The 12,210-nt window shown below is 53.4% G+C and carries 11 protein-coding genes; 7 read left to right on the top strand and 4 right to left on the bottom strand.

What is annotated here, in order from left to right:
• The first annotated feature begins 2 nt into the window (after window positions 1-2).
• The 3 genes from AYI96_RS14170 to AYI96_RS14160 all read left to right on the top strand — a co-directional run bounded on the left by AYI96_RS14170 (window position 3) and on the right by AYI96_RS14160 (window position 2,102).
• A complete protein-coding gene (locus AYI96_RS14170) occupies window positions 3-1,112 on the top strand; it encodes an anhydro-N-acetylmuramic acid kinase (RefSeq protein WP_039033674.1) in 1,110 nt (369 codons plus the stop codon).
• A 149-nt stretch (window positions 1,113-1,261) separates the two neighbouring features.
• Window positions 1,262-1,639 carry a DUF2750 domain-containing protein gene (locus tag AYI96_RS14165; protein WP_039033673.1) on the top strand — a complete coding sequence of 126 codons (378 nt, stop codon included), beginning with the start codon at window positions 1,262-1,264 and terminating at the stop codon, window positions 1,637-1,639.
• Window positions 1,599-2,102, top strand: coding sequence for a hypothetical protein (locus tag AYI96_RS14160; protein ID WP_260853001.1), 504 nt, complete (start codon window positions 1,599-1,601; stop codon window positions 2,100-2,102). The genes AYI96_RS14165 and AYI96_RS14160 overlap by 41 nt, the downstream gene beginning before the upstream one ends.
• Before the next feature lie 62 nt (window positions 2,103-2,164).
• Here AYI96_RS14160 and erpA read toward each other — a convergent pair whose 3' ends face one another.
• Both erpA and AYI96_RS14150 read right to left on the bottom strand, forming a co-directional pair.
• Window positions 2,165-2,515 (bottom strand): iron-sulfur cluster insertion protein ErpA, encoded by a 351-nt coding sequence (erpA, locus tag AYI96_RS14155; protein WP_025010525.1) that lies wholly within the window; start codon window positions 2,513-2,515, stop codon window positions 2,165-2,167.
• Window positions 2,508-3,311 (bottom strand): DUF6776 family protein, encoded by an 804-nt coding sequence (locus AYI96_RS14150; protein ID WP_039033671.1) that lies wholly within the window; start codon window positions 3,309-3,311, stop codon window positions 2,508-2,510. Before AYI96_RS14150 ends, erpA begins: the two co-directional genes overlap by 8 nt.
• A gap of 130 nt (window positions 3,312-3,441) precedes the next feature.
• Between AYI96_RS14150 and AYI96_RS14145 the strand changes: the two genes are divergently transcribed.
• The 4 genes from AYI96_RS14145 to nhaD all read left to right on the top strand — a co-directional run bounded on the left by AYI96_RS14145 (window position 3,442) and on the right by nhaD (window position 9,278).
• Window positions 3,442-5,094: a chloride channel protein gene (locus tag AYI96_RS14145; protein ID WP_082014254.1), complete on the top strand. Its 1,653-nt coding sequence runs from the start codon at window positions 3,442-3,444 to the stop codon at window positions 5,092-5,094.
• Window positions 5,095-5,218: 124 nt separating this feature from the next.
• The gene (locus AYI96_RS14140) at window positions 5,219-6,238 is read left to right on the top strand and encodes an aspartate carbamoyltransferase (RefSeq protein WP_039033669.1); all 1,020 of its coding nucleotides are present in this window, start codon (window positions 5,219-5,221) and stop codon (window positions 6,236-6,238) included.
• A 29-nt stretch (window positions 6,239-6,267) separates the two neighbouring features.
• Window positions 6,268-7,551, top strand: a complete 1,284-nt coding sequence (gene hemL / locus AYI96_RS14135) for a glutamate-1-semialdehyde 2,1-aminomutase (protein ID WP_039033668.1) — start codon at window positions 6,268-6,270, stop codon at window positions 7,549-7,551.
• A 476-nt stretch (window positions 7,552-8,027) separates the two neighbouring features.
• On the top strand, window positions 8,028-9,278 hold the full coding sequence (nhaD, locus tag AYI96_RS14130; protein WP_144361818.1) for a sodium:proton antiporter NhaD: 1,251 nt from the start codon (window positions 8,028-8,030) through the stop codon (window positions 9,276-9,278).
• A 237-nt stretch (window positions 9,279-9,515) separates the two neighbouring features.
• Here nhaD and AYI96_RS14125 read toward each other — a convergent pair whose 3' ends face one another.
• On the bottom strand, window positions 9,516-10,832 hold the full coding sequence (locus AYI96_RS14125; protein WP_144361824.1) for a sugar MFS transporter: 1,317 nt from the start codon (window positions 10,830-10,832) through the stop codon (window positions 9,516-9,518).
• Window positions 10,833-11,051: 219 nt separating this feature from the next.
• A complete protein-coding gene (gene nagX, locus AYI96_RS14120; protein WP_071475587.1) occupies window positions 11,052-12,197 on the bottom strand; it encodes a transmembrane glucosamine N-acetyltransferase NagX in 1,146 nt (381 codons plus the stop codon).
• Window positions 12,198-12,210: the final 13 nt, after the last annotated feature.

Below are 12,210 nucleotides of genomic sequence, written 5' to 3'. Positions count from 1 at the left end.
AGATGAATTCAGGATACTTTATTGGGCTGATGTCCGGCACCAGCATGGACGGCGTTGATGCCGTATTAGTGGACTTCAGCAGTGGTCAACCTAAGCTGCTTGGCCAACATACAGAGCCGTTGCCCACTCATTTGTTCAAGGGGTTGCAGCGTCTGTGCCAACCGGATACAGATGAAATTAACCGTTTGGGACGGCTGGATCGCACTGTTGGTAAGGTGTTTGCAGCCGCGGTCAAGCAACTGCTGGCCAAGACTGGGGTGAGTAAAGAACAGATCTGTGCTATCGGCAGCCACGGCCAGACAGTACGCCACATGCCCAACCTGGAAGTGGGCTTTACCCTGCAAATTGGCGACCCCAACACAATCGCCGCCGAAACCGGTATAGATGTTATCGCCGACTTTCGCCGTAAGGATGTCGCCCTCGGTGGCCAGGGTGCTCCCTTGGTGCCGGCATTCCACCAGCAGATATTCTCACACCCAGGTATAAATCGCTTCATTCTCAATATCGGCGGCATCGCCAACATCACTTTCCTGCCCGCCGATAACCGGGAGATCCTTGGCTTTGATACCGGCCCGGGAAACACCCTGATAGACGCCTGGAGCCAGCAGATAAGACAACTGCCGTTTGATGAAGATGGCCAGTGGGCCGAAAGCGGCAACAGTTCGGCGGAGTTTCTGGCGCAGTTGTTATCACACCCCTATTTCTCACTGGATTATCCCAAGAGCACGGGCAGAGAGCTATTCAACAACGCCTGGTTGGATCAACAACTGGCGCTGTTCAGCCATCTGCCGGAAGAAGATATTCAATCGACACTCTTGGATCTCACCTGTCACAGCATTGCCAGAGACATAGCCAAGCTGAGCCCGGATGGCGAAATCTATGTCTGTGGTGGCGGCGCGCTCAATGGCGTATTGATGAAACGCCTCGGGGCCCAGTTACCAAAGCACAGCATAGCCACTACCTCGGCTTTGGGTATTGATCCCAAGTGGGTGGAAGGCATAGCGTTTGCCTGGCTGGCGCTGCGCCACCATCAAGGCTTACCGGCGAACCTGCCGGCGGTAACCGGCGCCAGCCGCGAAGCCGTGCTCGGTGCCCGTTTCCCCGCCGCCTGAAAAAAGATTGGCTTCAACCAGGCAAAGCTGAAAAACAGGAATTAGCCATTGCGCCCTGCGGGGCGCTTTTTCTTGCCTGCAAGCAATGTTAACATGCCGTCAATTTTTGGCCGGGCGCAGTGCCGTGGCCACCGAGATGAGATGTCACCATGAGCAAGAAACAAACCCAGGCCCAGTTCGCCGGTATGACACCGGAAGGCCGCTACGACTTTCTGGTAGAGCAGGTAAAAGAACATAAAGAGCTGTGGGTATTACAAGACAATGACGGCTGCGTGATGCTGACCACGGATGATGAAGACTGTATTCCAGTTTGGCCCAGTGAAGAGACGGCTTCCCTGTGGGCCGAGGATGATTGGCAAGATTGCCGACCGCTGTCTATCGGCCTGGCCGAGTGGCTGGAGCGCTGGGTTCCAGGTATGGAAGATGACGAGCTCTATGTTGCCGTCTTCCCTATGCTGGAAGATCTCGGCGTAGTGATCCCGCCACATGAGCTGGAGCAGCGACTGGCGCCCAAGACGCGTCACTGAGTCGATAGAGCATGATTCAATAGTGCACAAGGAGCGCCGCGAGATGAGCCAAACCGCCACAGAAAGCTACGCCATTCCCAAACGCCTACTGCTGCTGATGCTACTTTATATCGCTGCCGCGGTCAGTGGTCTGATTGCCGGTCAAGGCGTTATCTTTTGTCTGCTGACGCTGATCATGGTGTTGGCGGTATTAGCGCGCCATCAAGCCGGCTTATGGGCACTACGACTCTATACCTTGGTGCAACTCGCGCTGGTGAGTTTCTTGCCCTATCTTCTGGATCAGGGCGACAGTGTAGCTACTGGGCCTAACTCACTCAAAATCACAGGTTTTGAGATCAAGGCACCGGACTGGGCCATTTTCAGCTTTCTGATAGGCTTTTGCATGCTGCAGGTATGGATAGCCTTTACCCCCAAGGTCAAAGCCTTCTTCAAGCGTAAGATGAACTTCAACCTGATGCAGTAACCGGCCTTGCGCCCACAAAAAAGCCGTCCCAGTGGACGGCTTTTTGCTGCTTTTATTCTCGGTTATACCGAGAAGCTGGCCCCACAGCCACAGGTGGTGGTGGCGTTTGGGTTTTTGACGAAAAAACGCGAACCTTCCAGCCCTGAGGTGTAATCCACTTCACCGCCAACGAGGTATTGCAGGCTCATGGGATCAACGACCAGCTGTACCCCTTGTTTTTCCACAGTGAAATCGCCTTCATTCACTTTTTCGTCAAAGGTGAAGCCATACTGAAAACCTGAGCAGCCGCCGCCCGTGACATAGACCCGCAGCTTCAGCGCACTGTTCTGTTCTTCTTCCAGCAAGGCCTTGACCTTGGTTGCCGCCGCATCGGTAAACTGGATGGGCATAGCTGATTCAGCTTGTTCAGTCATTACTACCTCTTACATCTGTTTGCTGTGGCAGATTATCTGTTACCTGACTATTTTGTTCAAGTATTATGCCGGGATCTTTTTCGCCCTCAAGCAACTCAGGCAAGCTGAAACTTTGCTCGGTTTCGGCGCCTTTGCTCCAGCGACTCGCAGGCACAACGACCTTGGCTTTCATCTGCTGTAATTCAAACCCTTCAGGCAGGGTAAATTCCGCTTCCAGTACCTGAAAGTACTTGAAGTTAAATGCCAACTTGGTGTCCACCAGTTTAGCTAAATTCAGTTCGACTTGCTTGCCCTCTTGCATGCCAATGAGAAGTATCTCACTTCTTCCCTTGAGCGCCTGCTTACGCTTTTGCAACTGGGTCAGCACCAATTTGAGGCGAAACTGTCCAGCTGTGGCTAAAGGCATCAATTCCAAACCATGAATAGCCACCCCTTCGGCATTATACTCCGGCGCCATGATGCTGCGGTAGAAGGCCAACTCACGTTCCAGCTCCTGCTGCTTTTTATGCTGTTTGTTGAACAGCTGCTGCATCTGTTCGTTGGCTTCCTTGGCCAGGCTCAGCTCCAAATTGCGGCTCGCCAACTGCTGCGCCTGCTCCTGTAACTCGATCTGCAATCGCTGACTCTTGCCATCGTTTCGTTGAAATTTGACTTCTGCTGGCGGAATAAAAAAGTGATAGCTGAGCAGTCCAGTCAGAAAGGCCACCATGACCAAGAGCAACAAATACAGACTGGATGGGCGAATATTTCGCTCCATCACTTGCAGGCGATCGAGCCAGCGATGATAATTTGCCATTAACTAACAGCCCCTTATATAAAAATTTCCATCTTGGGTACTAAGATTTCACATCAGGCTTCGGAAAGCAGCAGTGCAGACAAGATTCAGAAAGTTCAAACTTGAGGCGCGAAAGTATCTGCGCCACCAGATGAGAGACAAGCTGTCCCAAACGAGGATCAGTATTCAACTGTGTCTGCTGGCCCTGTTGTTTGCGCTGATGGCCTCGGCTGTCATCATACTGTTTCGCCTGCTGCTGCAATGGGCCAATCATTTTACCCAAACACAAGAATGGGATTTTACGGGCTCAATCGGTGACTGGCGAGTCCTGTTACCACTTTTTGGGGCTTTTTTGATCTGGATTGTCGCCAAATTCGGCTCCAAACGCTACAAGCGGATGGGCATAGCCTATGTGCTGCACAGGGTGAAACTGCATTACGGCAAAATTCCGCTGCAGTCGGCACCGGGGCAGTTTTTTCAGGCGCTGTTTGCACTGGCGAGCAACTTCTCGGTCGGTCGTGAAGGCCCGGCAATTCATCTGGGGGCGGTCACCGCCTCGGTATTGGCGGAAAAATTCAAGCTGCCGGACAACAGTGTACGCATCATGTGCGCCAGCGGCATAGCCGCCGGGATAGCCGCCACCTTTAACGCGCCCTTGGCCGCCGTGGTATTTGTCCTCGAAGTGGTGCTCAGGGAATACAAGGTACAGTACTTCTTCCCCATCATGCTGTCGGCCATCTGCGGCGCCGTATCCAGCCAGGTGGTGTTCGGTAATATCCACGAGTTTGATGCCATCAAGGTCAGCCATATTCCACTGGATCAGTACCCGCTGCTGGCACTCGGCGGTATAGTGCTGGGGGTCGCCGCGGCCTTATTCAATCACAGCCTTATTCAGGTGACCGAGCGCGGCCAACACTGGCCCTTGATTATCCGCCTGTTACTGGCGGGTGTTATCACCACTTTGATAGGCCTGGTGCTGCCTCAGGCATTGGGCAGCGGTGAAATGGCCATAGGACTTGCGGTCAGCGACAATCCGGCCATCTGGTTTTTGCTGGCGGTATTGCTGGCCAAGATTATCGCAACCATTGCCGCTATCGGCCTTGGGATCCCGGGTGGGATCATAGGCCCACTCTACGGTATAGGCGCCTTGGGCGGCGCCATTCTGGCTCAGGCGACCGCGCTGCTGTTTCCCTCGGTGGCCCCCTATGCCGGGCTCTATACCGTCATCGGCATGACCGCCATGATGGGGGTTTGCCTCAGTGCACCGCTCGCCGCCCTGGTGGCGCTGCTGGAGATGACCAATGATGCCTCCATCATACTGCCCGGAATGATAGTGGCCGTGCCCGCCTACCTCATCGCCTATCAGGGGCTGAATGCCAAATCCATATTCTTTCGTCAGTTGGATATCATGGGCCTGGGTTATAAAGTGGCCCCGGTTAACCTGGGGTTACAGAAACTCGGGGTACGCGCCCTGATGGACAGGCGCATAGTGATAGTCAACAACAATGATGAGCTGCTGCTGGAAGTAATGAAACGCGCCCAGGGCAGGCCCGTGCTTGCCAGAGATGCCGAAGGCCAGATTGCCATGCTGGAGTTGCAGATGCCTTCGTTTGACACTGACACCAGCCTGACCCAACACAGGATCCAGGGGCTACCCGACTCGGCCACCCTCAACGAGGTGTATGAAATACTGGCGCCGAAACGTGCCGGTGAAGTCTATATCTATCAAGATAACCCGGAGAATATCGTCGGAGTGATCAGTTGGTCTAACCTGCAGCAGGAAATCCGTGCCGGAGAAGTGTAATTTCAGTCATCAGTCATTTTCATGACCGCCGCCTTCTGTTATAGTTGCGCCTCAGCCAAACCCTACATAACCCATGGGTCCAGACCTCAGTGTCAACACCCAACTGCATTGGAAACCAAGGCTGATGAACCATTTCCAGGGATCACATATCCTCTCTGTAAACCAGTTAGATCTGGACGCCATTCAAACCATTTTCTCAGTAGCCCAAAAGATGACCCCATACGCACTACGCGAGAAGCGTACCAAGGTGCTGGACGGTGCTATTCTCGGCAATCTATTTTTTGAACCCAGCACCCGCACCCGGGTCAGCTTCGGCTGCGCCTTCAACCTGCTTGGCGGCCGGGTTGCTGAAACGGTCGGCATGGCCTCCTCGTCGCTGTCCAAGGGGGAGTCCCTCTACGATACCGCCAGGGTGTTGTCCAGCTACTCGGACGTGATAGCCATGCGCCACCCCGAGTCCTACTCGGTACGCGAATTTGCCGAAGGCAGCCGGGTGCCTGTGATTAACGGCGGCGATGGTGCCAACGAGCATCCAACCCAGGCACTGCTGGATCTGTTCACCATACAGAAAGAGCTGCACAGCAAAGGCTTAGGCATAGACGGTATGCATATCGCCATGGTGGGCGATCTCAAATACGGCCGCACTGTGCACTCGCTGTCGCGTCTACTGTGCATGTACAAGAACATCAGCTTCACCCTGATCTCCCCTGCCGAGCTGGCAATGCCTGACTATGTGATCGCCGACATTGAAAATGCCGGGCATAAGATCACAATAACAGACCAACTGGAAGGCAATTTAGATCAGGCTGATATACTCTACCTGACGCGCATTCAGGAAGAGCGCTTCCCCTCGCAGGAGGAAGCCGATAAGTATCGTGGCAAGTTCCGTTTGAACAGCGCCATATACACCAAAAATTGTAAGTCCAATACAGTGATCATGCATCCATTGCCTCGGGACTCCAGGCTGCAGGCCAATGAGCTGGACAATGATCTTAACAACCATCCCAACCTGGCTATCTTCCGTCAGGCCGACAATGGCTTGTTGATCCGCATGGCACTGTTTGCCCTGACACTCGGGGTGGACAATCAGTTGGAAAAATACGAGTGTCCGGTTAACTGGTATTCACGCAAGGCCAATCGCTAAAGAGCGGCCACTGACTTTAAGGATTAAACATGACCCGTTCTGAAGACCTGTTTGAACAGGCCAAGAAAACCATCCCCGGCGGTGTGAACTCGCCAGTACGTGCCTTCAATGGTGTAGGCGGCTCTCCCCGCTTCATCGAAAAGGCCGACGGTGCCTATATCTATGATGCCGACGGCAAAGCCTATATCGACTATGTCGGTTCCTGGGGGCCTATGATCCTGGGTCACAACCATCCCAAGATCCGCGAAGCAGTTCTCAAGGCGGTGGAGAACGGTCTGTCTTTCGGCGCACCTACCGAACTGGAAGTGCAGATGGCAGAAAAAGTCATTGAGATGGTGCCTTCCATTGAACAGGTACGCATGGTGAGCTCTGGTACAGAAGCTACCATGAGCGCCATACGCTTGGCTCGTGGTTACACCAACAGAGACAAAATCCTCAAGTTCGAAGGCTGCTACCACGGCCATGCCGACTGTCTGCTGGTTAAGGCCGGCTCAGGCGCCCTGACTCTGGGTCAGCCCAGCTCCCCTGGGATCCCAGCTGACTTCGCCAAGCACACTCTGACTGCTGTCTATAACGATCTGGACTCAGTCAAAGAGCTGTTCAGCCAGCATCCGCAGGATATCGCCTGTATCATACTTGAGCCGGTTGCCGGCAACATGAACTGTATCCCGCCGGTTGCAGGTTTCCTTGAAGGACTGCGTGAGCTATGCGATCAGTTCGGCGCCCTGTTAATCATCGACGAAGTGATGACAGGCTTCCGCGTCTCCAAGAGCGGTGCTCAAGGCCACTATGGCGTGACACCGGATCTGACCACTCTGGGTAAAGTTATCGGCGGCGGTATGCCGGTTGGTGCCTTCGGTGGCAAGAAAGAAGTCATGCAGTATATTGCCCCGACCGGCCCTGTGTACCAAGCCGGTACCCTTTCAGGTAACCCTATCGCCATGACCGCAGGTCTGGCCCAGCTGGAAGCCCTGTCAGAGCCTGGCCTCTATGAAGATCTGGCTGCCAAGACCAAGCGTATTGCCGAAGGCTTCAAGGCCGCGGCCGACAAACATGGTATCCCTATGGCCATCAACTATGTTGGCGGCATGTTTGGTTTCTTCTTTACCGATGAAGAGAAGATCACCGGCTTTGAGCAGGTCACCAAGTGCAATATGGAGCAGTTCCGCGCCTTCTATCACGGCATGTTGGATGAAGGTATTTACCTGGCACCAAGCGCCTTTGAAGCAGGTTTCCTGTCTATGGCTCACGGCGAGCAAGAGCTGCAAGCGACTCTGGATGCAGCCGATCGCGTCTTGGCACGCATGAAGTAATCCGCAGATGGATTGAAAACGGGGCCTATACGGCCCCGTTTTTTATGCCCACTCCCGCCGGGTAGATTTCTCTGGCGTCCAGCTCGAACTCAGGTTGCTCAATTCCCCTTCTGCAATTTTCCACCCAGCGCCATACTCACAAGTCAATTAAAGCTGCACCATGGCTGTCACGCCAACTTGCCACCGGCTCGCGAGTCGACTGTCGCGTTTCACTGCCAAACAAACCCAATCAGTACAAAACACCAAGATATAAAAAATAAACAGACCAAATCACTGGCTTAGCCCGAAAGTAGACGGATGCTTATCACAAAGTCTAAGAAAATGTGTTCCAGTTAACAGTTGCGTTATCCATGTCAGTGTGGTCTGATGCGCACGCGCTATCACAGCTTGATTAACTGAACCTTGATGGCCAACACAAAAACTGCCCACATCCCCCAGGGCAGACGAACATAAAATCAGCAGTTGGAATTGCATTTATGCTCTATACCTTTCTTATCATACTGGCGGTGTTGGCACTGCTGAGTATCATTTTTGAAGAGGTGACTCACCTCAACAAAGCCAAAACGACTCTGTTTTTCGGTTGTATCTCCTGGATAGCTCTGTTCATGTCTGCCGGCGACCCCGGCCATGAAAAGCTGGTAGAGCATCAACTCAATGAAAACCTGCTGGAAATCGCGACGCTCTGGCTGTTTTTGATGTCGACCATGACCTTTGTGGCCTACCTCAACGCCAAGGGCATGATCCAAATTTTAGTGCAGAAGCTGTTTCCGCAGCGGGTCAGTACCCGGATGCTGATGCTGCAAGTCGCCCTGTTTTCCCTGGTATTGTCGGCCATCTGTGACAACGTCACCGCTACCTTGGTCTCTCTGGGACTGCTGACCACCTTCAAACTCGACAAACAGATGCGTCGCCGGATGGCGGTATTGATTATCTTTGCCGTCAACTCAGGAGGGGTTTCCCTGATAACGGGTGACGTCACCACCCTGATGATCTTCCTCGGCGGCCATGTGCATATGTCAGAGCTGTTGATGTTGGTGCTGCCGGCGGCGTTCAGCGTGATGTTGCTGGCAATACTCTTCTCCCTCAATGCCAAGGGCGAGGTGTCCACCACACCTATTCGTCAAAGTTACGAGACAGTGGATGTGCTGATAGCCATCATCTTCTTCACCACCATATTGATGACCATGGCACTGAATATTCTGTTTGCCATTCCCCCCGTGCTAACTTTCCTCACCGGGTTGTCAATCATGTTCCTGGTGGGCCACACCGCCCGTAACGACAAAGAAGAGCTGCAGATCCTCGAGTATATCCGCCAAGTGGAATACGACACCTTACTGTTCTTCCTCGGGATCCTCTTGTTGGTAGGGATGCTCAAAGAGATAGGAACGCTGGATCTGCTGGCCCAGGTCTACGCCCGTCACGACCCCAACATTTCCAACTTTGTCACAGGTATGGGCTCGGCGGTATTGGATAACGTGCCCTTGACCGCGGCACTTTTGAAAGCCGCACCGCAACTGACCACACCAGAGTGGCTCGGCCTGACCTACGCAGTAGGTGTTGGTGGCTCTCTGCTGGTAATAGGTTCGGCGGCCGGGATCATCGCCATGAGCAAGATCAAAGAGCTGACTTTTGTCTCCTACCTCAAGTATGTACCTGCGCTGCTGCTGTGCTACTCGGTGGGCTATGCTCTGACGTTGCTACTGGGTAACTACTTCTACGGCATTTGATATCTATGTCAGCGATAACGGCTCAATCAAGGAACCAGTGGCTCATGGCCACAAGCGTACGACTAATCCAAGTTGGAATTGATTCCCTGCCAAGCTCGGCAAGGAAAGATTAACTGGTTTCTTTATCTATTCTATTTGTTGCAAGAGCCAGAGTTACAGAAGAATACGAGAGATACCTTGATAAGCAAGAAGCCACCTGTTTAGCAGGTGGCTTCTTTATGCCCGGAATTTCCCTGTTTACCAACTACGCATCTTATGGCCTTTCAGCGCATAGAAGAGAATAAACAGATAACAGGGCAAGCCTATCCAGTAACCCAACTGCACATTGTCGCTGAAGTGGGCGATCTTGCCGAATATCAGCGGCAGTATGGCGCCACCTGAAATACCCATGATCAGCAGCGCCGAGCCCTGGGCCGTGTACTTGCCCAGGCCTTCCAGCGCGAGCGGCCACACAGAAGGCCAAACCAGAGCGTGAGCCAGGCCCATCATGGCGACAAAGGTGACTGTATCCGGAATAGTTGGAATACCGCTCCACCCCCACAGCAGCGACGAGATAGCATGGCTCTCGGCCGATGAGAAGATGATGCCAAAGATGCAAGCAATACCCGCCAAGGCCGAGGCGAGCAAAGCCTTTTCCTGGCTGATAAAACGTGGAATACAACTAACCCCCAAAAGGTAGCCGATAACCATAAACACCATGGTGTAGGAGGTCAGGGATGCGAAATTGTTGACCTCGAGGCTGGCACCATAGAGACCTATGGTATCACCGGCAATCACTTCAACCCCCACATAGGCAAAGATGGCTATGGCGCCCAGGATCACCTGAGGGAAATGCACTATACCGCTCTTGTCGGCGTGCTCTCCCTCTTCTCCCTCGAAGGCGATTTCCGGCAAAGCAGAAAACTTCACCAGTGCGATCAGTACCACAAGCGCCAGCGTCATATAGATATAGGGCATCACCAGACGTGCAGACAGTTCGCTTATTTGGGCTTCTCGCTCGGCCGGGGCCATGGCAGCCAGATGCCCGGCGGTGAACCCTTCCAGATCAGCCAGTACCAAAGCGGTAAACAGAATAGGCACTATCACCCCGGCGCCCTTGTTAATCAGCCCCATGATGGAGATCCGCATGGCGGCGCTCTCCTTTGGACCAATATGCACCACATAGGGGTTGGACGCCGTCTGCAAAATGGTCAGGCCGGTTCCCAGTACAAAAAGCGCCAGCAGGAACATCAAAAAGTTGGCGCTGAAGGCGGCGGGAATAAACAGCATAGAGCCGACGGCCATGATCCCCAACCCCACCGCCATGCCATTGCGATAGCCGGTACGGCGCAGGATAGATGACATGGGCAGCGCCATCACGGTATAAGCGATGTAGAAGGCAAAGGTGACAAACAGTGCCTGAAACTCATTGAGCTCACAGATGATTTGCAGAAAAGGGATCAATGAACCATTCAACCAGGTCACAAATCCAAAGATGAAAAACAGCGCACCTACGATAGTCATAGGCAGAAAACTGCTTCTTGAGGCTGCGTCAGCCGGGGTAGCAACTGTCATGTTCATAAACCTGCTTCTTATAGTAATTTATTGTTTGGCAACCAAATTTATCGGCGCCCCATCCATCTTGAGTGGTGTTTAACCCTTGAAACCTTGATGCCGCGGCAGCTTTATACACGGCTTTGTTTCAATAAAGTTACGTCATAATAACAAAAAAGACAACGCTGTCATTAATTTTAAACCCGGCAGATGACCGCTTGTTCACCTCACTTAGGCAAGCTAAACCCGAATAAACAACTGCCTGCGATACATCCACCAGAGCAGCAACCATTGCACCCCGAGCATGGCCAATACCCCAAGCAGTGGCTGCCAGTTCTCGGGAGCGCTATTGATAAAACCGCCAAGCAGACTTTCGCTGCTATAGCGCCACTGAACCAGACTGGAAGCGAGATAGATGATGATGGCGTTGCAACCAATCACCACAAAGGGGAAACCCAACCAACGCAGCCCAAGCACATCGATAACGGCGTAAAACAGTGCCAGCAGCAACAGGCTCCAGCCGCTGCTCACCAGCACAAAACTGCTGGTCCAGAGATCTTTATTAACCGGGATCAGAGGATTGAGCAGCCAGCCAAGCCCCAAACAAACCAGCCCGGCCAGACACAGCAAACCTACCCTGCCCCAGGCTGAAAAACTTTGCTGCTGCAAAAAGCGGCCCACAAACACACCGGCCAAAGCATTGACCACTGCGGGAAGGGTCGATAACAGGCCTTCCGGATCATAAGGCTTATGTTGGTAGCTGATCCCGGGCAGGAAATGACTGTCTACCCAGGCGTTGATAGAACCGGCGGCGCTGAAGTCTCCGGCACTGCCGCCCGGGACCGGCAGCCACAGCTGCACCATGGCGTATCCCAGCAAGATAGCGACAGCAACATAGATCTGGGTTCTGAGCCCTGTGTGCCACACCAGCATGGCGGCAAAAAACCAGGCGAAGGCGATACGCCCCAAGACGCTGGCATAGCGTATCTCATCCAGGGCCACCGGCATGCCCGTCCCCCAGCCGTGATTGTAGAGCACGCCAAAAAACAGCAGTAAAGCCAAACGCTTAACTGCGTGCTTATATTTTGGAAGTCGCTCGGCAAACGCCAACTTGTCCAGACGCTTGGGAGACAAACCCAGGGCAACGCCGGAGAGGAAGATAAACAGCGGGAAGATAAGATCGTAGAAGGTAAAACCATGCCAACTGCTGTGGTGCATCTGGCCATCGAACCAACGCCAGCCACTCCAAGTAGTCAGCAGCAAGAGGGCGGCAAACAGCGCTTCACCGCCGAGGATCCAGAACATGTCAAAGCCCCGCAGCGCATCGAGCGACATCAGCCTGGGCTTGTTGGCGGTCTCAGTTGCCGCCGCTATCTTTTCAGTCATAGGGCTTCCCTGT

It is taken from the genome of Shewanella sp. MSW, from assembly GCF_007636515.1.
GTDB classification, from domain to species: Bacteria; Pseudomonadota; Gammaproteobacteria; order Enterobacterales; family Shewanellaceae; genus Shewanella; species Shewanella indica.
Note: the sequence above shows the minus strand (reverse complement) of the source record. Positions and strands in the feature narration are given on the sequence as shown.